We start from the raw sequence: 23077 nt of genomic DNA, 5'->3' as shown, positions 1-23077 counted from the left end.
GAGTTCTTTATGTGGCGTGTGTGACGCGCGTGTTTCAGCCGAAAGCAAACTATGCTTTCCGAGGCGATTGCTGCTTACTGCTTTCGTATACCGTGAGATGGGTATAGGCCGCGCGCAATAACGGCGCCTCAACATTGTGGGCCTCCGCATGTTTGAGGAGGTCTCCGAGAATGGTGTCCACCTCGATACGATTACCCCGGAGGAGGTCCCGGTAGAGAGATGTCGTGAATGTAGAATCCTCTGCCGTCAACGTGGTGATCTGTTGCTGCTGAAAATGCGGTGAAGGTCTGTGCCCGCAAACAGTGGCGATTGCTATGCATTCCAAGAGGATCGCGCGGGAAAACGCAACGCCTCCCGGCGCTCTCGCAACCTCGCCAATATCACCGCGCATGAGGCATGTGATCGCTCCTGCTGCCGCGAGCTGCACCCACTTCTCCCACATGTCTTGGACGATATGAGTGGACAATTGAGTATCAAAGCCGGCGTCTCGAAACACCTCGTCCGCTTCTTCGATTCGGGGAGTGAGCTGTCGATTGAGCTCTCCGTACGAGAGCTTTTGCACTTCCGACAACTGCACGATCCGCCCGTTCTTGTCCATTTCCATCGACACCATACAAACTCCACCGATGAGAGACTCCCTACCAAATCGGTTGCCCAGAGTCTCCATATGACGCATCCCATTGAGGATCGGCAGAATCGTTGTATTGGGGCCAACGGCTGCCGCAAGATCATTCATAGCTTGGTCCAGCGCGAAGCCTTTCATGCTCAGAAAGATGATGTCGAAAGGTTCCCTGAGTTCGTCGGCTACTGCGGCTTTTACTGGCATTGTGAGATCGCCATGGGGGCTCGTGAGACGTATGCCGTCGGCCTTCAATTGATTTGCACGCTCACCCCGGACGAGAAAGGTGACGTCTCGTCCCGCCTGAGCTAAACGTGCACCGAAGTAGCCACCCACTGCACCAGCACCTACAACTAGAACTCGCATCAATTTACCTCGGTCAATACCTTTGCAAACAGATTGGTAACGTTCGTGAATCGCTCCTGCGAAGGATGTCCGAATGCCCATCCAGCGACAAACATCACCGAGCCACATGGACTAGGAGTTTGCCGAAGTTCCGGCCTGCGAGCATCCCGATAAATGCTTGCGGCGCGTTTTCGAGACCTTCGACAATGTCTTCCTTGTACTTGACCTTGCCTTCGGCGATCCACGCGGAAACATCTTTAATGAAATCGTCGTAATACCGTTCCGCTAAGTCATAGTTCAAAAATCCCTGTATGACCATCCGCTGATTGAGGATTTGCCGCATTGTTGCCGGCAAATAGTCACGGGCTAGATCGCTATTATTGCCATCGTATTCAGCCACAAGTCCACACACCGGTATACGGGCGAAACGATTAAGAAGGGGAAGGACAGAATGCCATATCCGTCCTCCGACGTTCTCAAAATAGACATCGATACCAGAGGGGCACGCGGATGCGAGTGCCTTATCGAAGTCTTTGGCCAGGTGATCGACCGCGGCATCAAAGTGGAGCTCGCTGCGAAGATAAGCGCACTTTGTGCTGCCGCCCGCGATACCGACTGCGCGAGCTCCAGAGATTTGAGCAAGCTGACCCACTAACGAACCAACCGGCCCACTTGCGGCCGCTACGACTACGGTCTCCCCTCTGGCGGGTTTTCCAATTGCCATCATTCCAGCGTAGGCGGTAAACCCCGGCATTCCCATGACACCGAGCCTTGTGGTCACTGGGGCCAGCTGAGGATCGATCTTTCGTACACTGTCTCCCGATAAGACTGCGTGCGTCTGCCAGCCTGTATGGGCCAGGACGAAATCGCCTGCATGATAAGCAGAGTTCTTGGAGGCAAGCACGGTGCTGACACTTTCACCTCTCATTACTTCGCCGATCTTCAACGGATCTGCGTAAGATTTCCTGTCGTCCATGCGACTACGCATATAAGGATCAAGCGACAGGTAGTTCACTTCAAGCAGAAGCTCGCCTGCCTTCAGATCACGAGGTTCAAAAGCCTCGGTGCGGAAATCATCAAGCGTAACCGTGCCGTGAGGCCTGGCGGCCAGAACAATCCTGTGTCCCATGGTGTTTGTCATTCGATGCTCCCGTTGTTCTGCGGTTTCGCTGATAGGTTTCTAGGCTGGCTAAACTCATGCTTAGGAAACCGCCTGCCTTCCTTGGCAGCTGCAGCAGCGCCTTGTAGAACCGCCTGAACTTCCTCCGTCTCGAACAGAGGCATAGAGACGTCGTACAGAATCGACCTCGCCGCAGCGATCCCGCCCGCGGCCCATGTTCGCATCAGAAGTTTCGTCGTGGCGTAGGCAGCTGGAGGCCCCGATGCAAGCCTGTCTACGAGGGCTCGGGCTGCGTCTTCGAGCTGCTCGTCAGGAACAACGCGATTGATCAAATCGAGTCGCGCCATCTCGTCCGCCCCATATGGATCACTTAGAAATGCAAATTCAAGCGCCCGCGCGCGACCGATGCGCTCTGCAAGCTGGATGACTCCACCCTGCAACGTAACGATGCCTAGCAATGCTTCTGGGCAACTGAACACTGCGGATTCCCCGGCGACAACCAAGTCGCAGCTCAGGATGAGTTCCAGGCCGCCTCCCATGCAGCGTCCCTGCACGGCTGCAACTGTCGGAATCGATAGTCCCTCTAGCTGATTCAATGCCTCCGCAAATGTCTCGATCTTGGGGCGCAACTCGCGTGCCGGAATGCCCAGCCAATCACGCACATCGCCACCTAAACAGAAATCGTCGCCTTCTGCACGGATCATAAGGACGCGAGCATCGCTGTCCGCGACCTGGCGAATTGTTGCGAGCAACTCTTCTCGCATGGCGAAATTGATACGGTTGCCCTTCGGATGATCGAGAGATATTGTGGCGATCGAGCCGCCAATCGCTAGATGCGCAAACGGCATACGGTAACCTCCGGGATACGGTGCTGGACGGCGAAGACCGTCATCATTAGGAGCCTGTGGGTTTCGAGATGCTCAGAAGCGTACCAGGATCTTTTTGTCTCCCGCTTCGCCATCTGCGACACGTAGCGCGGCTCGATACTCGCTAACTGGAAACACGTGCACCTCTGGGACCGTGAGTGTTCCGGAGCCGAGCAAAGATAGAATCTCCCCGACACAAGCTCGCAATACAGATGTAGGCTGCGCAGCGGTCCAACGTACGATCCACCAGCCTTGCACCTTCGCGGTGGTGTAGATCAGTTTGGGGCTGAAGATTGGCATCGTGAATTTGGCCGGATCAGTCTGTCGGTGGGTAGATAGTGCTCCATAGACAAGGAGTGTTCCTCCGGGAGCAAGACCCCGAGTCACTTCAGCTCCGAGTTCTCCGGCGACGCAATCAATCGCGTGGGTAACACCGTGGCCATCGGTCAATTCAGTCATGCGGCTGCGCAAATCCTCGTCCGCGGTACAAACGACTTCGTCCCCACCTAAAGACCGGACGATCTCTTCTTGTTCTCGCCGACGGACCACATTGATCGTCCGGAACTTGTGAACCTGAGCTAGCTGTAGGACGAGCTTACCCACGCTTGAGGCAGCCGCCGTCTGAAGGAGCCAATCGCCTTCTTGAAGACTATGGCTGGAGCGAGTGAGCGCCCATGCGGTCACAGGGTTGGTATATGCGATAGCTGCGGTCTCGTCAGACAAGGTCAGGGGAATTGGAAATAAGTCCTCCGCTCGACATATGACGAGCTCTCGCCAGAGGTTCCATGTACGAAGAAACATTACCCGGTTGCCGGGAGCAAGAGTTTCGACCCCCTCCCCGAGTCGCTCAACGACTCCGACGCCCTCCGCGCCTGGGCTCGCTGGCAATTCCGGTTGATAGCCATACCGGCCCCGAATCATATGAAGATCGGATGGGTTGATAGGGCTGAGCACCATACGGACGAGCACCTCTCCCTTTCCGGGTTTGGGGTCAGGAAGCTCGCCAAGTTGCAGTACTTCGTGGGGATCGCCGGTGTTGCTAAAGATGAGTGCTTTCATTTCCTCTCCTGAGAATCTTTTACCGTTAGTGGGTGCGAATGGCAGGCTTGAACTGCCGCGTGTCTAAATTTTTCCCGCTGCAAACTGTTGGCTCGCTTCAACCGCCGAACTATTGGCGGTGTCCGCCGTCTCGGCCAGGAAGCGATGCACGAGATGAATTGCGATAGATCCTTCACCAACTGCTGATGCCACGCGCTTCACATTTCCCGACCGACTGTCTCCAACCGCGAAGACACCAGGCATACTTGTCTCCAACATGTGCGGAGCCCGCGGCAATGACCACAGAGCGTCGGAGCTGCCGGCGTGCAAGTCGGAGCCGGTCAGCACAAACCCTTTCTCATCGAGAGCAATGCAGTCCTCCAGCCATTCCGTACGGGGGGACGCTCCGGCCATCACAAATACATAGCGAAGCGGATGGCTGCTTACTGCCCCGGTCTTTCCATCTCGCCAATCGACCGATTCAAGATGGGCGTTCCCATGCAACCCAATGATCTCAGTTTGATAGTGGATGTCGATCTTGGGATTCTCCTCGATACGATCAACCAAATACTGTGACATCGAGTCTGCTAATCGCTGCGACCGCACAACAATATGGACGTGCGCACACGTTCGCGCGAGAAAGATAGCCGCCTGACCCGCGGAATTGCCACCGCCGACAACGACGACCTCTTCCGAGGTGCAGAGCTGTGCTTCCATATAGGTTGCGTTGTAATGAATACCCCTGCCTGTGAAAGCCTCAATGTTGCCGATGGGTAGGCGGGCATACTGTGCCCCGGTAGCGATGATGACCGCACGCGCGCCGAACTTCATACCGGAGTCGAGGACGACGCGATAAGGGTTGCGGTTGCAGTCGAGGTGTACGACGGTTTGAGCAACCATCAGTTTCGCGCCGAACTTGATGGCCTGCGCTATTGCTCGATTTGCCAATTCCTGTCCCGAAAGTCCCATGGGGAAGCCGAGATAGTTTTCAATCTTCGAGCTGGAACCAGCTTGGCCCCCCGGAGCGTTCTTTTCGATGACCAGGACGCTCAGACCCTCCGATGCAGCGTAGACCGCTGCGGCAAGTCCAGCCGGACCGGCGCCAATCACAATCAGATCCCGGACAGCATTTTGATCGATGTTGCTATTGAGATCGAGGCATTGGGCAAGTTCTCGGATGGAAGGGTTTCTTAGCACATGCCGGTTGTTGCAGACTACGATCGGAATATCTCCCATGCCCACAGAGAACCTGCGCAGGAGGTCGCTAGCCGAACTATCTGTTTCGAGGTCGATGTAAGTGAATGGGTGTCCATTCCGCGTGAGGAACTCGCGGAGTGCCAGCGTATTGGAAGAATCCGGTGTCCCAAGGAGCACGACGTTCCCGTCTCCTCCTTCTATCAATGTGGAGCGGCGCGTCACGAACGCTGCCATGATTAGCTCGCCTAGTTCTGCATCTCGTGAGATCAACGAACGCAGTCGATCAGCGGAAACAACGAGCAGTTCGGCCGCCTCTGTCACCCGACCCCGAAAGATCGACCTCCGTCCTGAGATCATCGTCATCTCGCCTGTAAATTGGCCGGGCCCTCTGGTAGCCACCTTCTTCTCCTCGTCTTCCAGAGGCTGCACAATCGCGATGCTTCCACTGAGAACAAGGAAGAACGGTATATCAAGGTCTGAGGTGTCAAACAGGATCTCTCCCACCTCTGCTGTGCGGTGTGTTGCAAACTGCTCGATGCGCGCAATCTGTTGCGGTGTAAGGATCGGATCTTCCTGCATGTCGAACTCCTCAGCGAACGGGTTGATGAGCGGGGTCTGATTTATGCCTGTAAGTTGGGCGTGAACCGGACGCTTGCGCGGAAGTTAGGTCTGCGGTGCGCTTCGGTAGCGCTCCGCTGGCTCTGGACGAAGGAGATTCGGAATCATTCTCTGGCGAGCTGCCTCGTATTCCTCCCACTCGGCCTTATCAGGCAACGACGGGAGAGTAACGAGTTCCCCTTGATCGAGTCCGGCGAGCGCAGCATCGACGAGGTCTTCGGGTGACATCAAGCGATTGCGTCGTTCCTCGGTCATCGTTTCGATAGGCGTTCCCGCGACCGAAAAGAATTGCGTGCGAGTCCCTGGCGGCAGTACCGCTTGAACGCGAACACCTTTTGCCTGCAATTCATGATGCAGAGATTGAGTAAAGGCGAGCACAAAGGCCTTCGAACCGCCGTAGACGCCGTTCAGAAGTTCGGGCGCAATCGCGACGATGGAAGAGATATTGATGATCGTCCCGTGCCCGCGTTGGACGAATTGAGGAACTGCTGCGTAGGTAAGCCGCGTAAGCGCGGTGACATTGAGGTTGATGAGAGTCTGCATCCGGTCGGCATCTGCTTCCAAGACTGAAGCGGTCGACCCGAACCCAGCATTATTGACCAGCATCGTGATCGAAGAATCGGACCGAAGCAACTCCTCAATGCAGGTGATGTCATAGCATTCAGTGAGATCGGTGGGCAGGACTCGCACGGATCGGCCCGTGCCGTTAGCGATGTGCGTCGCGCCTGATTCCAGTTTGACCCGGTCTCGGGACACCAGGATCAGATCGTATCCCCGCTGTGCCAGCCTCTCGGCGTAGACTGCGCCGATGCCCGACGATGCGCCTGTGATGACAGCTGTACCGAGAGCACTTTTGTCTACCATTGTCAGTTTCCTTATGGAGGCTCGTAGGAACGGAAGCCTTGAATGGAGTCTGACCCTGCACTACTGCCATCCAAGGGAAAAAAAGCGCAAATCTTTGTTAACGGAGCATTCGGCGAGACCCGCTCGGCGATTCATTCGGATCATCAGAGACAACGGTTGCTGCTTTACAAGAATTTGCGTTTCTTCACGAGCACCGTGTCGGTTGATCGGGCACTATGTGCTCAGTGACGCACAGTTCAATGGCTCTAGCAGGAGAAAGTGATGCATGGAAGCGTAACCACCATTCAGAGGAACGGATTAAAGGTGCATACCTATGCGGCTCCAGAAGCGGGCTGGGTCGTGAACACTCATATCATTGAGCTAGCGAGTCAACTTCTGGTAGTCGATGCCCAGTACACTCTCGACTTCGCAGAGGAAGTTGTAGCGTTTGCGGCTACACTCAACAAGCCGATAACGCGCCTCTATGTCACGCACTATCACCCAGATCACCTCCTTGGAGCGGCTGCCTTCGGGCTGCCGATTCATGGGCTTGCAGAAGTCGCGCGGAAAATCGATCAGGTTGGAGACCGAGTTGCCGGCGAGGAGCGCGCCAAGGTTGGGGATCGGATTCCAGACCACGCGGAACGGATTTCCGAGATCGTACAGGAGGGAGAAGAGCGGATTGATGGAACTCTCCTTCGACACGTCGCACTGCGCCATGCCGAGACCGCAGACGCGCTGGTAATTGCACTTCCTGAGCATGACATTCTGATCACTCAGGATCTTCTTTACCATCAGGTCCATGTATTTGTAGGCGAGCTTGCCTTCGAAAGCTGGCGCGCAGCTCTCTCGACCTTCTCGACTCTTAATTTCGGCACGCTCCTACCCGGCCATGGGAATCCTGGCGATGCAGCACTCTGGACCCATATGAGGGACTATCTGGATGTCGCCGAGCGGACATGGAAGACGTCCGACGGCGCGGAAGCCTTCCACAGGCAGATGGTCGCACTGTTCCCAGATCACCGCGGCGCTCGGCTTCTGCAACACGAAGGCCGCTTTCTCTATAAATAGCCCCTACGCCTGTCATCCGTGATGGCTTGACAAGTAATGAACCCTAACCAACAGCAAAGAAATAGAACCGTAACGACATGGGAGCTCAATTATGAAACGTTTGATACGGCAGTGCGTGTGCGGCGGCCTCCTCATGGGGGTGCTCTCGGCTTTGGCAATGGCTCAAGACGGTAGCTCAGAACCCGATGCTGCTGTCCGCAAGGCTTACAAAGATCTGATCGACGCCGAGAATCGGCACGATTTGTCAGCGGTCGAAAAGCTCGTATGGAATTCTCCGAACACCCTATTCGTTGCCAAGGCGCCTGTCGGATGGAAAGGGTACTGGGGTAAGGATGACGTGATGCAGCACTTTCACGATCTTTATGAAACCCACTTCCAGATCGATCCTGATTATCCGAACGAAAAGATCGTGCATCTGACACCAGATGTCGCCGAAACATATGTGCCTGTAAACATCACGGCAGTCTACGGCGGATATCCCAAGCCAGCCCCATTCATCATGGTTCTGCTTTGGGTCAAGGTGGAGGGTGGGTGGAAGATGGCCACCGATCTTCCCATCCCGGTGCCACCGGAGGCAGCGAAACCAGCAGTTACAAAGTGAACCTTGGCTGCAGTGATACTCAAGCGAGCTTGCTTTGTGAGTCGCTCCGATTGACCGACATAGTTGCAACAACGTCGATCAATCGGAGCGGAGTGGCTACGGAATTCGCTATGCTTGTCCTGCATCTGCCGGCGCATAGTCCCACATGTCGTCAGGCAGCCTTCCAGCGTTAAGGATATACAGCTTATCCCTCAGAAGCTTGACCGCAGGAAAGGGCCGGTATGCGATCGTTCGCTCAATGAGCAAACCATTTTCGTCATCGGTGAGCAACTCCAGGCTCTCGATCTCATGTCCCTCGACCGTGCCTTGCCATCTGAGAAAGGTAGTTCTCTCATCCAGTTTTCCCTCGTAAATATACTTTCCAGGGTTATCCCGGCTCTTTGATGAGTTGGAGATCGTGAAGGCAACGTTCGCTCGTCCTTCAATGGCCCGGATGAGCATGGGGCTGTGCATTACGACGTTTTCCGCAAGTATTGCGGCGACTTGCTCGGGGGTGGGGGGACCAGCTTCACGTAACTTGCGCAGAGGGTGCATGGTTGATTCCTTTCTGTGTCGTGCGTGTTGTCGATGGCCTTTGCCTGTTTGTGGTCCCCGCGTCAAGCCTTCAACGGTGAACCTCCAAGAGAGGCACGCAGCCTCAGTGTGCTCCCAACGTTCGGTCCTCCCGATGCAAAGCGAAGCAAATCTTTGTTAACGGCCTTGGCAGTGCAACGATTCGAGCCGAGACGTTCCAACTCGTTGCGATTCAGTTGAGTCGGCAGCAATAGTGCGCCTACGGGTGACAAGTGGCGAGCGATCGCTTCGTCCTTTGCACTGATTAACGATGATTTTCAGGGAGACCTATTGTGCAGTGCTGCAAGATAACTTTCGGAAGCACGGGGCGCAAGCGATGAAGGCCGCGGATGTGCTCACACGGAACACTGATGTTCTCAACCAAAACCGATGTAACAAGCAAAGGAGTACTGTCATGAAAAGAATCGCCGCCCTCGCCATCCTTTTTGCCTCCGCATGCGCTATCGCACAGACCGATATGAGTATGCCGAAAGATTCACGTTCCGACGCCGACAAGATCGCAGACGCGCTGAAGGCCGGCCCTGAGTTTGTGACCAAGGATGCAACCGTTGTCGATTGGCCCAAAACAAAGGATGGAGAATATCGCGTTCTTCGTCCCGGAACGAATGGATGGACATGTCTGCCTGGACTTGGCGCGGCTCATCAGGACGAGCCCGGCTGCTACGACGCGGCGTTCTTTAAGTGGATCAAGGACACCCTGGCGGGAAGAACACCGCATCTTGACCGAGTCGGGATGTCCTACATGTATGCCGGCAAATGGCTTGGGACCAAGGACCATCCCAGCCAGGACGATCCCCATGCCTTTCATGTCGGTCCGCACATCATGATCGTGACCCCGGATTCCAACGAGCTGACGCTGATGAATCGCGATGGTACGGGCGGCCTGGCCTATGTGAATGGTCTTCCCGGACGTCCAGGACTCTTCCTCGTCATTCCGATCAAGCAATGGGGCGATCCCTATGTGACGAAGCCAATGGAGCCAATGAACCACTAAGCATCCGTCGTCTGGAAGTGGTGAAAGGCAGACCCTTTCTACAGATGAACGGAATGCTCGCAAGAGAGAAGAGATGAGGTGCAACTTGAAGATACACAAATCAGGTTATGGGATTGTCGTTGCTGTCTGCATCGGAGCGCTTGCACTTTACTGTGCAAGCACCCGAACAGCGGTACACGCAGCGAATAACAATGACGCATCGACCCAGGCGAAGATAGCAAGCGCGATCTCTGCCGGGCCGGAGGACATCACCCGGGACGCGACCATCGCCGAGATGGATGCCAAAGGCAACATGACGGTCATTCGTAAGGGGACAAACGAGTGGACCTGCATGCCGGGAGACCCAAACAGTATCGCCGATCCGCCGATGTGCGAAGACAAAGCCTCCATGCAGTGGGATTACGCGTTTCGACGGCATCTGCCGAAACCGCTCAACACGGTTCCAGGGATCACTTATATGCTTGCGGGCGCAGAGCAGCGCAGCGATAGCGACCCCTATGACAAGACCAGCCCACCGATCAAGATCGGGCCGCATTGGATGATCATGTGGCCCTTCGATCCCAAGCTAACCGGACTGCCGACGAAGCACAAGCCTGCCGGTGCTTACATCATGTGGGCGGGTTCGCCCTATGCCCATGTCCACGTCATGGGTAGACCGTAACAATTTACGCTCCGATGTCGATCGAGGTGATCGGCACCGGACACGTATCAACTTAGGAGAATTGTCGTGACGGAAGAGAAGAAGAAAGAGATTGCCTTGACCTTTCTGACTGCTCTGCAGACCAGAAATGCGATTGAACTACGGTCCGTCCTCACCGACGACGCTGTATGGAGCCTACCCGGAACCAGCGCCGTTGGCGGCGAAGCAAAGGGGGCTGAAGCTGTCGTGGCCAAAGGCCAGTTTCTCGGCAGCCACGGAGTCGATTTCGCCCTGCTGCATGTTCTCTATGGCTGGACGGATGTGGCCATCATGCTGCATAACACGGGCCAGCACGGGGACAAGATTCTCGATGAATATCTGACGTCCATTTTGTCTTTACGCGGAGAGAAGATCCAGCGCATCGACACATACATCTCCGATGTGCCGATGTTGGATCGTTTTGCGGGTGCGTAGCGTTCTCGCGACCATCGGTGCGGATCGAGATCATAATTCGGACGATCACGTCCGTCATAACCACAAGGAGAATTGCTAATGCCGCAGACAGTATTGATCACAGGTTGCTCCTCGGGACTTGGCCGGGCGACAGCGTTGGATTTTGCACGCAAAGGCTGGAACGTGGTTGCCACCATGAGACAACCTGATGGTAATTCCGACTTCGCCGGCCTCGATAATGTTCTCGTAACCGAACTCGATGTGGAAGACGAAGGTAGCATCCAGGGCGCTATCGATGCTGGAATCGGATGTTTTGGTGCCATTGACGCTCTTATCAATAATGCAGGCTTTGGCCTCTTTGGTCTGTTTGAGTCAACTCCCGTGGAGAAGATACAACAGCAGTTTGAAGTGAACGTCTTCGGCGCAATGGCAACAATACGAGCGATTTTGCCGCACTTCCGGTTTGCAAAGGCTGGCATCATCGTAAATATCACCTCGGGAGCGGGAGTATTCGGCCTGCCTGCGCTTTCTCTGTACTGCGCCAGTAAATTCGCTCTGGAAGGCTTCTCCGAAGCACTCTCCTATGAGCTTGCTTCCCTGGGAATCAAAGTGAAGATCATCGAGCCGGGCGGAGTCCTCTCGACAAGCTTCGGCAAACGTAGCGGAGACGAGGCGGCTGGGAATAATTCGCTGCCGGATTACGCTGCCTTCATGGCCCACACGGCGACCCTGTTCGACAACATGCGCTCCGGTCCAATGGGCACGGAAGAGCAGGTCACGGAGTGTATCTATACAGCAGTCACCGATGGAACAAATCAACTGCGCTATGTGGCCACCGATGACATCATGCCGCTGATCCATGCTCGCCGCGAAACCTCGGAGACGGAATACATGGCTCTGATGCGATCGTTTTTCGCGGGATAGATGGGGATACGAACCACGCCGGAGTTGCTAATTGAAATTTAAGGTCAGGTACTTCGTTCCAATATCCAGTGTCGTCGTCGCGTTAGCTGGCTTCATCGTTAATGTGGCTTGGTCGCAGTCTACGGAGGAAGGCACTCCTATGCAACAGAATGCTATGGCATCCCCTTGGCAGGCCGCACGTAACGATGGAGCGGCAGAATCCGACGCGGCCTTCAAGAACTACAGGTTTCGTGATGGCGAAGTCCTACCAGAGGTGCGTATCCACTACGCTACGCTCGGTACGTCCCACCGAGACAATTCCGGACAAATTGACAATGCGGTGCTCGTTGTCCACTGGACAGGTTCAGACGGCAACGCGCTTCTGAGTAAAAATTACATGGAGGCGCTGTTTGCCCCCGGCAAGCCATTGGATGCGTCACGTTATTTCCTGATCTTTCCCGATAATGTCGGACACGGTCGTTCCAGCAAACCGAGTGACGGTCTGAGAGCGCAATTCCCGAAGTACGGGTATGGCGACATGGTAGACCTGCAATATCGTTTGCTCACGCAGGTGTTAGGGGTGAAACATCTTCGCGCGATCCTGGGCATGTCGATGGGCGGAATGAATGCCTGGCAGTGGGCCGAGAGTCATCCTGATTTCATGGACGGTATCATGCCAGTCGTCTCGATGCCGATTCCGGTTTCTGGAAGGAATCTGCTCTGGAGGAGGATCGTCATCAACTCCATTCAATCCGATCCCGACTATAAGGCAGGCGATTATTCGAGTCCTCCGGCCGGCTGGATAAAGACTTTTCCGCTTATGAGAATGATGCTCGACGGCGTCCCCCATTTGCAGGAAGTCGTGCCCGACCAGGCCGGAGCCGATCGATTCATTGCTGAGGCGCAAAAGCAAGCGATGCCCACCGACGCAAACGATATCCTCTACTCCCTCCGTTCGTCCTCCGACTACAATCCAGAAGCTGAACTGCACTCCATTAAGACCATCGTCTACGCCCTAAACTTTTCCGATGACGCATTCAACCCAGCAGAACTTCAGAATATGGATGGTCTCATCGCAAAGGTACCGCACGGGCGCTTCGTACTCCAACCAGGATCTGCGCAGACCTTTGGTCATTTGACGATGGCTCATCCGGAACTGTGGGCAAATCACGTTGCCGAGTTCATCCGATCTCTTCCGTAGACGCCTTGCCCATCCCCAGCGCAAGGCGTCGCACACCGAGTTAATCCTCATTCGGGATTCTGCGATGAGATGCTGGCGCAATCCTAAGGCTTTGCGCGAAAATAGAGGGAGGCAGTCACAAGCCTGGCGCAGCAGGCACCCGGCCCGGAGTTAGACACCATGATCGACACAGGAGCTTATGCGGAACGGATGGCGAGGTACTTACACCTCGAAGATTCTCCCGTACACGCGACGCTTGGCTCTGGTAATTCCGCACTTGTCGTGACTCGCCTGCATGCCCCCCGTGGATTCGCTACACCGACAGATCCGATTCCGGTCGAAAAAGCATTCTCAATTCATCTCCATCTTCGAACCAGCCTGGGGGGTCAATTGTGGTTGGGTGGAAAATTAGAGCCCACTGGAAAGCGGCCGTCCGGGGGGGTAACGATCCTAGACCTTGAGCACGAGCCGATTGCGTTCTTTCCGAACCCGATTGAGGTTATACAGTTTTACATACCGCGAGTCGCTTTAGAGGAATTCGCTTATGAACATTACCTGCCCAAGCTCGACACGCTACGGTGGCCTCATTGCGAAATGGATACGACCCTAAAGCATCTTGGAAAGTCGCTTCTGTTCTCTATTCAACAGTCTCATCAGACCCCCAGACTTTTTCTTGACCACCTGGGCCAAGCGGTTCTCGCGCACGCTACATTCGCTTATGGCGGAATCCGCAGCGGGTTGAAATCGGATCGAGGACATCTGGCTCCGTGGCAGACCCGTCGTGCAAAAGAACTTCTGAGTGCTAATTTGAATGGCGACATCTCCCTATCTTCGGTCGCAGCCGAATGCGGCTTGTCGGTAAGCCACTTTGCTCATGCCTTTCGAAAAACATTCGGACAACCCCCGCATAAGTGGCTGATGGAGCAACGACTAGACGCCGTCAAAAACCTTCTGCTGACCTCCCGGTTATCGCTTGCGGAAATCGCGTCTCAATATGGTTTCTCCGATCAGCCCTCCCTAAATAGATTCTTCAGAAGATTTGTGGGCGAAAGCCCCGGCGAATGGCGACGCAGCAGAAAAAGCCATCTTTGAACAGTCTTCGCCAAGACACTCCCGGTCCCCCTGGCCTACGCTTTGAAAGCATGGTAGATGCGGGAGTTGACTGTGTTTTGCCCGCGCCTCAATTCATTTGTTTCTGAGCCCCATACGCTTTGTGGCGAATGTCTTGCGGTCGCGCAATTTGGGAGCGATGAAACCATCTTCTTGTTTCGGCACGTTCGAATTGATTCCAGAGCGCAGCGCTCTGCTGTGTGATGGGGAAGCTGTGCATCTCGGCAGTCGGGCGTTTTCGCTGCTTAGAATCCTCGTAGAGAATGCAGGGAAAGTGGTGAGCGGGGCTGAATTGACCGCTCAAATATGGCCGGACACAAGCGTTGGCGAAGCCAATCTGAGAGTGCATCTAGCCGCCGTTCGAAAAGTCTTATCCGAAGGCGGCTGTCCGGATGGATGTATCGTGACGGTTCCTGGTCGCGGATATCAGTTTGCGATGCCGGTCACGCATCGGAAGACAGAGAATTATCAAAAGAGTTGGGTCAATGTTCCACCTCTACTTGCGAAACTGATAGGCCGCGATCAAGTCATTCAGGAGATTCTTTCGGATCTGGCCGATCGTAGGCTCATCAGCATTGTGGGCAGTGGTGGGATTGGCAAGACCAGTGTTGCGTTGGCGACGGCTGGAAGAGCTATTGAAATCTATCCGGACGGCGTGTTCTTTGTAGATTTCACGTCTCTCACAGTCTCCTCGCCGTTGGCCTTTGCCTTGACTAGCTCTCTCCGACTGCCGGCGTCATCGGGCATTGATGAAATGGCGGTTTTCGATTATCTGGGACCGCGTGAAACGCTCATTGTCTTCGACAATTGTGAACATGTAATTGAGGCTGCCGCCTCATTCGCGGAGAAGGTCTTGCGCGAATGCCCGAATGTCCATCTCCTTGCCACAAGCAGAGAGCCGTTGCGAACCGAGGGAGAGTTCGTGAAGAGGTTATTACCTCTTCAAGCGCCGTCGCTCGGAGATGCCTCGCTCACCGCTGTCGAGGCTCTAGCCTTTCCGGCAGTCCAACTCTTCGTCGAGCGAGCGTCTTCAGGCGTTGCGGGCTTCTCACTCACGGATGAAGATGCACCGGCCCTGGCACTTCTCTGCAACAAGCTCGACGGAATTCCCCTCGCTATAGAACTAGCCGCTGCCCGCATAGATCTCTTTGACATCCGAACGCTCACCAATCAACTTGAAGATTGTCTTGAGCTCCTAACCCGCAATCGACGTACGGCGCAAGAGCGTCATCGCACGCTGCGCGCCACGCTTGATTGGAGCTATGGGCTCCTTTCAGACGGCGAACAGCTCCTCCTAGCGCGATTGAGTGTCTTTCGAAGTGAGTTTGATCGCGATGCAGCCCTTATGGTCGCAACGGATCACGCCATGACGAAGGGCAGAATTTGGGAGTCCCTGCCCAACCTTGTCGCGAAGTCTCTTCTCGTGATGTCGAACCAGGGCAGCACGCCCGTATTCCGGCTCTTGGATTCCACGCGCGCGTATGCCATTGAGAAGCTTGGGGACGGCCCTGGCGCGAACTCTGTCCGTCGCTTACATGCCGAATACATTCGCGATAAAACTCTAAGTCTCGCGCCAAAAAATGGATTTGTGGTGAAGTCTCACCAGGAATCCCATAGCAAGATGGTGGATGAACTCCGTGCAGCTATTGTGTGGGCTTTCTCAGCGAAAGGCGACCCAGAACTCGGAATTGAGGTTATAGCCTCCTCGGCATATCTCTGGTTTCAGCTATCTCTCTTTGAAGAGTTCAAAGTTCACGCTGATCGCGCATTAGAAGCCATGAGCGGCACGCCGAATGCGTCTAGGGCTGAACTTCGGCTCTTGCTCGCGAGGGGGCCCGCGCTCTACGAAACCCTCGGAGCGGTACCGGAGCTATTTGGTACTGCAACTCGGGCACTCGAACTCGCCAGACAGTTGGATGATCGGCTAGGAATCAGCGGAGCCCTTCATAATCTGTGGCGTTATCACCACGGCCTCGGAGAGTATAGCCAGTCGCTCGACGTTGCACTCCAGATCGAGGAGTACGTCGGCGCTGATTCTCAACACGTATGGTGGAATCCGCTGAAAGCTCTGTCGCTCTTGTATCTGGGAAATCTCAAGGAGTGTCGGTCTGTTCTGTCCGAAATAGAAGATCAGGTGACGATCTCCGATGACGGCATACGCGGAGCCTATGACTATAACTTGGCAGTATTGGTCAAGGGAACCCTGGCCCGCGTTTTGTGGCTTCAAGGCTTTCCGGAAGACGCTGTTCGCGTCGCCGAAGAATCGGTGGCTGCCGCATTGGAAACGAAGCAGTCGGTCGCGATCTGTTTTGCACTTTCCATTGCGGGATGCCCAATCAACATTTGGAATCGAAATCTGGAGGACGCAGAGCGCAATCTGTCCCTATTGCAGGAGCACGCCCGTCTTTCCAATTCTCTGTATTGGAAGCAGTACGTGGATGTGTTCCGTTTGGGCGCCGTAGCAGCGAAAGGCCAATCCACAGATCGTCAATTCAAGGCAGGAAGGCAACAATCTCATTGGGATTATCGACATTGGGAAAACTTCAGTGTGCTCGGGCTGGGTTTTGCACCCGTCCTCCTAGTGCAGCGGGCGAAAAGCGACCCTTCGTGGTGGTGTGCCCCCGAAGTTCTGAGATTAGAAGCCGTGCGGATGCATGGTGAGGGCGAGTCGCAGGCTAGAGCTGATGTATGCCGGCTGTTGCAGCAGTCTTTGGAGATTGCGCAACGTCAGCAAGCGCTCTCGTGGGAATTGAGGACAGCAACCACACTCCTTGAGCTGGCTCAAACTGGCGACGAGATCACGCAGGCGAAGCGCCTGCTCAAGGAGACGATGAGCGACTTTGCCGCCGGATTTGATTCGTATGACTTTCGCAGAGCGGAGGCCCTCCTTGAAAAGTCTCCTCGTTTTGCAGGTGCATCCCTGTGACGGAAAACATGAACTTCTCCGAAGTTGACAAGAACAGGGTGCTGAGGCAACTGGACTCCTTTGAGGAACACTTCTGGCTGATGGAGCGGGTTGCTCGACGCGGGCATGTTCTCGCGGCCGAGATCAGCGGTCAGACAAAAATCGAAAACTGGCACGAAGCACTTCGGGAATTGCAGAAGGCATATCCGCTTTTACAAGCGTCGATCGGCAAGGTTGAAGGAGAACGTCCGTTTTTTTATAGCGTTCCGGAGCGGCCTATGCCATTGCGCGTGGAGCCGCTTACGTCATCGTTTTCAGTCACGGAGGCAATCGAGAAGGAGCTCTCGGACCCCTTCACGGACGGCGAGCCGTTAACGAGGTCTGCGTTGTTTCATCAGGGAAATAAGTGCGTGTTCCTGATCGCCTCACACCATGCTTCATTGGACGGAAAGTCTCATCTCTTCCTGCTCCACGACCTGTTGTGTTTGCTGACGGAACGCGCGTCGCAAAAACCGCAGCCGCTCACCCCATCTGTCGCTGAACTGTTCGGTCGTGACAGCCCGGAGTATCGAACAACGGAACATTTTTCCGAGGTTTCAAATGAGGCAGTTCCCGTGCATCCGGCAACTGCCGTCCACGTCACCCGTACAGAATTGTCGAGTGCTGAGACGGAGGCTCTCGTAGCCAATGCCAAACGGCGGGGTGCCTCTGTTCACAGCGTCGTTTTGACGGCGTTGGCTCTGGCAGGACTTCGGTCAAGCGTAGTTTGGCGGACTGATGGTATTCGTTGTCTGAGCCCAGTCGATATACGCCCGTTTCACGGGCTGACCGATCAAGTGGGGCAGCTGGTCGTTCTCCACCGCTGCCTACTGGAAGAACTACGCGAAGATCAGTTCTGGGAGATTGGAGCGCGGATCACCTCTTCAATGAAGTCAAGTTCGCTTCGCAGCAGCATCGACGAATTCCTGAGCCAAGCCAGTTCCTTGGTAGAGGACGAGCATTCGCCGCAAACCCATCTAAGACTGCTACTGAATAGCGGGTTCGTGCACGATCTCATGCTGACGAGCTATGGCTCGTATCAAGTGCGTACACGTTTCAGGGGACTGCAGCTTGACCAGGTCTTCACTGCTGGGTTTGTCGGGGGGCCAGATACACAAAAGTTTTCCACGATGACGGTGAATGGATCGCTTGGAATTACGCATGTCGCCCATCATCCGTTTCCGGAGATGTTGCAAACCGTAAAAGAGATCTTGACCGCCGCACTAGCAACAAGCTCATAAATGATCGTGCGAGTCTCAAATGCCAGACTCGTGAAAACAAATGTTGGATCACCAACGAAGGGAAAACATATGAGCGATACAGATGTTCTAGCAAACAAAGCTCTCGTCTTGACGGCCATGAAAGCAGTCTTTGTGAATCGGGACTTGAGTGCTTTCGATAAGTATTGGGCCGAGGACTACATACAACACAACCACTACATCCCCCCGTTTCGAGAAGGGCTGCGCGAACTCGCTGCCAACGTGCCGGCTGACTTCAAGTACGAAGCTGGAATGATTATCGGAGAGGGCGATCTCGTCATGATCCATGGACGATATTCCGCACACGGCCCTTTTAGCAAACCCGTCATTGCTGTGGACATCTTCCGAATCGAAGACGGATTGCTCGCAGAACATTGGGACGTTCTCGAAGAAGAAATATCCGCCGCCCAGACAGCGAGCGGTAACGAGATGTTTACGAATCCGCAGGCTTCTTAGTTCGATCAGCAGACTCCAGATAGGAGTTTCTGATACGTGGCACCGTTCAATTTGGTTGTGCTGTGAGGCCGAACACTTATCAGACTTCTCCCAAACCCGACGCAGGAAACGAGCGGTTGCACCTCTTAGTAGCCGCTCAGATTTGTCCGATCTGTGGGCGGCAACTGACCGGAATTAGATTACCTATGAGAGGAAAATCCGCAATGCGAGACAAATCCGTTGAGTATTCTTGTGCTGCAGAATTAGCGGTCAGCCCCTTCATGGAAAGTGGAGGATACAGATTCTGTGTGTCATACGGGTGGTCCGATACGCTTTGGTCAGCCGGGACGCCTTATCCCTTCAGCCTCAAGAAAAGGATTGGCAGAAAACCTCAGAAAGCTTCAGTCCGCGGGTTGATCGTGAGAAATGATCCGAGCAACCATATTCTCTACGTTGAGTATGATCTGGCGGAGCCGGTAAAGGCAGCCACTTACGAGCTGCTCGACCAACTAGCGAAGTGGGGAACGCGTATGAAGGCCATGATTCGAACCATCCTAAACCGTAGCAAAAGGTGAAAGCGGATGTAGCAGGTGGGATTGGTTGCAAATTGTCTCAACGTTGCCGAGACAATTTATTGGGCATCTTCGACAGGGCGTACATGAAAGCCTGTGTCCCTTGGCCCAAAATATCGCTGTCTAAACCAGAAGCCACGTTGACCAAGCCGATCAATGCTGGCACCTCTATGAGTGGACCTATGACGATGGGGTGTGGTGACAAGTGCACGTATGTTCATGGTCTACGGAGAGATGATTGGCCGATCCGCAATCCTAAAGGGCTTACGCCGGAGGAGGTACGTATTATCCGAGATGAGATTAAGGAAAGAGTGCAATCGCTCATTGCGAATTTCGCGGCAAGCACAGTGGCCACTGGTGATCTAGCCAGCCAAGATTTATCGTAAGAAGCATGAATGGGCCCATCACAACACGAGCCTGCGTTATTGCATGGCTGTTGTGCGCGGTGGTGGCTTGCCTGGCAGTTCACTCGCCGCATTGCGATTTGTGCGATGGACCGTACTTTGTTGCCTCGTCTTCGCACCAATCTCATGTCAACCATCCGCTACCTGCCACGCCGGGTAACTGTAATGGAATCTGCTCGTGCTGTGGGTTTCGCAGGATCCCGAATGCACGTCCTGTCCTGGATCTGGCGAACGTGGTGACCACAGGTGTTTGGCCTGAATCGCCTTCACCTGTCCCTGGGCCGCGCTCGCCCATATTTCGACCACCCCGCATAGCAATCTCCTCTTAGCTTGACGTCTCTGCGCCCCTTGGCGCGAACAAACTTCACTCTGGAGATCTGATATGCGTATACGGTCGTTCACGCTCGCTGAAGCGTGCCTGTTTCTGTTTTTGTGTCTGCCCGCTCTTGGGCAGACTTCCCCTGGTACATCCTCCCCCGATTCACAAGCGGCCAGCGAGGATAAAGACCCTGTAGCCATCCTTGAGCTTGGCGCCTCCACGAGCTGGAACTTCAGCGGAGGCGCGGCGACGTTCGCGCCGAACCTTGCAGCGGAGATTACCCCGATAGAGAATTGGCTGGAAGTTGAGGCAGGCGTGTCGCCCTTCTACGCTCACAACTCTACAGAGTGGGACACCGACCTGCTCTTCAAGAAACCGTGGACACTGTCGCGGACGGCAGAGTTCATGCTGGGCGTCGGTCCCGAGTGGGTTCACCTCAACCAGAATGGAAAGGCTAGCAACTCCATAGCTGGAGAGGTGGCGGGAGACTTTATGTTCTGGCCAAAGAGAAAACACCGCTTCGGATGGTATCTTGAACCGGCTTACGACTACAGCTTTGCAGGAGGTCACCAGCAATCCATCGGTATGAGCGGCGGTCTTCTCATTGGAATCCCGTGATCTCCAGAGGCGATGGAAACGCTTAGCGGTGTGAAGGGAGAAGGCCCCTCAGGGGCTTCCTCCCCCCTCTTCTAAATGCTCTCTGAAGTCCGTGGCTGTAGATGTCCCTTCCGCAATGCACGTTCCTTCATCATCACGAAGAAGACGGGCACAAGGATTAGGACGTGGATAGTGGAAGTAATCATGCCGCCGACGATAGGCGCGGCAATCGGCTTCATCACATCGGAGCCGATGCCGGATTCCCAGAGGATTGGAACGAGACTGGCAAGCACAGCGCAGACGGTCATCAACTTTGGCCGCAAACGGTGGACAGCCCCTTCGATGGCCGCGGCTTCCACATCAGCGTTGGTCAACGGCTTTCCGCTTTGCAGTCTGTATTCGAGCGCTTCATGGAGATAAACCACCATAACGACACCCGTCTCTACTGCGATTCCAAAGAGCGCAATGTAACCGACCGCCACGGCGACGCTGAAGTTGTAGTGGAGAAGCCATTGCAGGAGCAACCCTCCACTCATCGCATAGATGGTTGGGAAGATGAGAACAAGCGCTTCGGCAACCGAGTGAAAGATCAGGTACAGCAACAGGAAGATCACAAAGAAGACAACTGGCAGAATAAGTTGCAGTCTTTGCTTAGCGCGGAGTTCAAGTTCATATTCTCCCGACCATTGGAAGGTGTAATTTGCAGGCAAGGCCAGTTTGTCGTGAATGAGTTTGTTGGCCTGTGCGACGAAGCCGCCGTAATCGGAGTTCTTGAGATCGATATAGATGTATCCGGTTAGCGCACCGTCTTCGTCCCGAATCATGGCCGGACCATGCGTGAAGGAGATCTTCGCTACTTGCCCCAGCGGAATCTGCGCTCCCGAAGGAGTTCCGATCAGCACGCTACGCATCTTCTCGACATTGTCGCGGAAGTCCCTCTGGTATCGAACATTGATGGGATAGCGTTCGCGCCCCTCGATGTTCTCAGCAATATTCTGTCCGCCGATGCCCGATGAAACCGCTGTCTGCACATCCGCGATCGTGAGGCCGTAGCGGGCCGCCTCCTCCCGCTTGACCTCGACATTGATATAGAAACCCTGCGCGACCTTTTCAGCAAACACAGATCGCGTCTGCGGAAGCCCGGAGAGAACAATCTGAAGCTGCGAAGCCAACTGCTGAATGCCGTCCACATTCGGCCCTTGCACCTTCATGCCCAGCGGTGTCTTAATGCCGGTCAACTCCATGTCCAGGCGATTTTCGACCGGACTTGTCCAGGTATTCGATAGACCGGGAAACTGTAGTTTGTCATCCAGCAGATGGATGAGCTTCTCGTAGGTCATCCCAGCGGGCCATTGCTCCCGTGGTTTGAGCATCAGCGTGGTGTCATACATATCCAGAGGCGCATTGTCGGTTGCACTGTCCGAGCGACCGACAGCACCGAATACGCTGGCAACTTCCGGGAAGCTGCGCAGGATGCGGTCCTGCTGCTGCAGGAGCACCTTCGCCTGCTCGATGGAGATGCCGGGGAGAGCAGTCGGCATATAGAGAGTGGAGCCCTCAAATAGTGCCGGCATGAACTGGCTGCCCAAGCGTGTTGCGAGTGGAAATGTGACCAGCAGAAAGATCAGATTGACCACGATGGTCTGCCAGCGGTGCCGCAGGCAGAATTTGAGAATGGGCAGGTAAATCGCCTGCGTGACGCGGGAGATTGGATTCGCATTCTCCGGCTTGAGCCGCCCTCGAATCAGCATCACCATCAAAACAGGCACGAGGGTGATCGCAAGAATGGAGGAGGAGCCGACTGCCAGAGTCTTGGTCCATGCCAGGGGGCGGAACATGCGTCCTTCCTGCGCTTCGAGCAGGAAGACCGGCATGAAGGAGACAATGATGATGATCAGGGAGAAGAAGAGCGCGGGACCGACCTGCTTGGCCGAGTTGATAAGAATGCTTTGCCGCTCTAGCTCTGATACCGGGTTAGCGTCGTTTTCCTGCCGTTCCGACAGATGGCGATAGCCATTTTCGACCATCACAATAGAGGCATCGACAAGCACACCAACGGCCAACGCGATGCCGCCCAGCGACATGATGTTTGAGCTCACGCCCAGCCAGTACATCGGGATGAAAGACATCAGTACCGCGATGGGCAAGGCAACAATTGCGATAAGCGCCGAGCGGAAATGAAAGAGGAAGATGATGATGACCAGGCTCACGATAACTGCTTCTTCGAGCAGATCGCGCTGTAGCGTTTTGATCGACGCGTCGATTAGATCAGAGCGATCGTAGCCCGTCATGATCTGGACGCCGGGCGGAAGTGACGGTGCAATCTCACGCAGCTTCTGCTTGACTCCGTTGATGGCCTTCAGCGCGTTCATGCCT

The 23077-nt window shown here is 54.9% G+C and carries 20 protein-coding genes; 12 read left to right on the top strand and 8 right to left on the bottom strand.

What is annotated here, in order from left to right; all coding sequences use genetic code 11:
• Window positions 1-49: 49 nt before the first annotated feature.
• From XX99_RS20820 to XX99_RS20795, 6 genes are all read right to left on the bottom strand, one after another.
• Window positions 50-1066, bottom strand: a complete 1017-nt coding sequence (locus XX99_RS20820; protein ID WP_231581541.1) for a ketopantoate reductase family protein — start codon at window positions 1064-1066, stop codon at window positions 50-52.
• A 13-nt stretch (window positions 1067-1079) separates the two neighbouring features.
• A complete protein-coding gene (locus XX99_RS20815) occupies window positions 1080-2105 on the bottom strand; it encodes an NADP-dependent oxidoreductase (RefSeq protein WP_050061336.1) in 1026 nt (341 codons plus the stop codon).
• Window positions 2102-2932 (bottom strand): enoyl-CoA hydratase/isomerase family protein, encoded by an 831-nt coding sequence (locus XX99_RS20810; protein WP_050061335.1) that lies wholly within the window; start codon window positions 2930-2932, stop codon window positions 2102-2104. Before XX99_RS20810 ends, XX99_RS20815 begins: the two co-directional genes overlap by 4 nt.
• Before the next feature lie 72 nt (window positions 2933-3004).
• Complete coding sequence (locus tag XX99_RS20805; protein WP_050061334.1) at window positions 3005-4009, bottom strand: zinc-dependent alcohol dehydrogenase family protein; 1005 nt, start codon at window positions 4007-4009, stop codon at window positions 3005-3007.
• Window positions 4010-4072: 63 nt separating this feature from the next.
• On the bottom strand, window positions 4073-5764 hold the full coding sequence (locus XX99_RS28430) for an FAD-dependent oxidoreductase (RefSeq protein ID WP_050061333.1): 1692 nt from the start codon (window positions 5762-5764) through the stop codon (window positions 4073-4075).
• Window positions 5765-5848: 84 nt separating this feature from the next.
• On the bottom strand, window positions 5849-6667 hold the full coding sequence (locus XX99_RS20795) for an SDR family NAD(P)-dependent oxidoreductase (RefSeq protein ID WP_050061332.1): 819 nt from the start codon (window positions 6665-6667) through the stop codon (window positions 5849-5851).
• A 261-nt stretch (window positions 6668-6928) separates the two neighbouring features.
• Here XX99_RS20795 and XX99_RS20790 point away from each other — a divergent pair, with 261 nt between their 5' ends.
• Both XX99_RS20790 and XX99_RS20785 read left to right on the top strand, forming a co-directional pair.
• Window positions 6929-7717, top strand: coding sequence for an MBL fold metallo-hydrolase (locus XX99_RS20790; protein ID WP_050061331.1), 789 nt, complete (start codon window positions 6929-6931; stop codon window positions 7715-7717).
• 91 nt (window positions 7718-7808) lie between these two features.
• Entirely contained in the window at window positions 7809-8318 is a 510-nt protein-coding gene (locus XX99_RS20785) for a nuclear transport factor 2 family protein (RefSeq protein WP_156186120.1), read from the top strand.
• Window positions 8319-8426: 108 nt separating this feature from the next.
• On the opposite strand, the gene XX99_RS20780 is transcribed toward XX99_RS20785, so the two are convergent.
• Window positions 8427-8852, bottom strand: a complete 426-nt coding sequence (locus tag XX99_RS20780) for a hypothetical protein (protein ID WP_050061329.1) — start codon at window positions 8850-8852, stop codon at window positions 8427-8429.
• Window positions 8853-9285: 433 nt separating this feature from the next.
• On the opposite strand from XX99_RS20780, the gene XX99_RS20775 reads away from it, so the two are divergent.
• The 10 genes from XX99_RS20775 to XX99_RS20720 all read left to right on the top strand — a co-directional run bounded on the left by XX99_RS20775 (window position 9286) and on the right by XX99_RS20720 (window position 20722).
• Window positions 9286-9885 (top strand): hypothetical protein, encoded by a 600-nt coding sequence (locus XX99_RS20775; RefSeq protein ID WP_050061328.1) that lies wholly within the window; start codon window positions 9286-9288, stop codon window positions 9883-9885.
• Between the two features lie 85 nt (window positions 9886-9970).
• On the top strand, window positions 9971-10546 hold the full coding sequence (locus tag XX99_RS20770) for a hypothetical protein (protein WP_050061327.1): 576 nt from the start codon (window positions 9971-9973) through the stop codon (window positions 10544-10546).
• Between the two features lie 66 nt (window positions 10547-10612).
• On the top strand, window positions 10613-10999 hold the full coding sequence (locus XX99_RS20765) for a nuclear transport factor 2 family protein (RefSeq protein WP_050061326.1): 387 nt from the start codon (window positions 10613-10615) through the stop codon (window positions 10997-10999).
• Between the two features lie 78 nt (window positions 11000-11077).
• Window positions 11078-11902, top strand: coding sequence for an SDR family oxidoreductase (locus XX99_RS20760; protein WP_050061325.1), 825 nt, complete (start codon window positions 11078-11080; stop codon window positions 11900-11902).
• Between the two features lie 139 nt (window positions 11903-12041).
• Entirely contained in the window at window positions 12042-13082 is a 1041-nt protein-coding gene (locus XX99_RS20755; RefSeq protein ID WP_050061324.1) for an alpha/beta fold hydrolase, read from the top strand.
• 159 nt (window positions 13083-13241) lie between these two features.
• Window positions 13242-14153 carry a helix-turn-helix domain-containing protein gene (locus XX99_RS20750; RefSeq protein ID WP_050061323.1) on the top strand — a complete coding sequence of 304 codons (912 nt, stop codon included), beginning with the start codon at window positions 13242-13244 and terminating at the stop codon, window positions 14151-14153.
• Window positions 14154-14310: 157 nt separating this feature from the next.
• A complete protein-coding gene (locus XX99_RS20745) occupies window positions 14311-17097 on the top strand; it encodes an ATP-binding protein (RefSeq protein ID WP_050061322.1) in 2787 nt (928 codons plus the stop codon).
• 8 nt (window positions 17098-17105) lie between these two features.
• The gene (locus XX99_RS20740) at window positions 17106-18356 is read left to right on the top strand and encodes a phthiocerol/phthiodiolone dimycocerosyl transferase family protein (protein WP_050061321.1); all 1251 of its coding nucleotides are present in this window, start codon (window positions 17106-17108) and stop codon (window positions 18354-18356) included.
• The gene (locus XX99_RS20735; protein ID WP_231581540.1) at window positions 18357-18830 is read left to right on the top strand and encodes a nuclear transport factor 2 family protein; all 474 of its coding nucleotides are present in this window, start codon (window positions 18357-18359) and stop codon (window positions 18828-18830) included. It abuts the gene before it with no gap.
• Window positions 18831-20167: 1337 nt separating this feature from the next.
• Window positions 20168-20722: a hypothetical protein gene (locus tag XX99_RS20720; protein WP_050061317.1), complete on the top strand. Its 555-nt coding sequence runs from the start codon at window positions 20168-20170 to the stop codon at window positions 20720-20722.
• 71 nt (window positions 20723-20793) lie between these two features.
• Here the strand turns inward: XX99_RS20720 and XX99_RS20715 are convergent.
• A partial coding sequence (locus XX99_RS20715; protein ID WP_231581539.1) for an efflux RND transporter permease subunit occupies window positions 20794-23077 on the bottom strand: 2284 nt, incomplete at its 5' end.

The organism is Silvibacterium bohemicum, from assembly GCF_001006305.1.
In the GTDB taxonomy this organism is placed as follows: Bacteria; Acidobacteriota; Terriglobia; order Terriglobales; family Acidobacteriaceae; genus Silvibacterium; species Silvibacterium bohemicum.
This window is presented reverse-complemented; position numbering and strand designations above follow the sequence as displayed.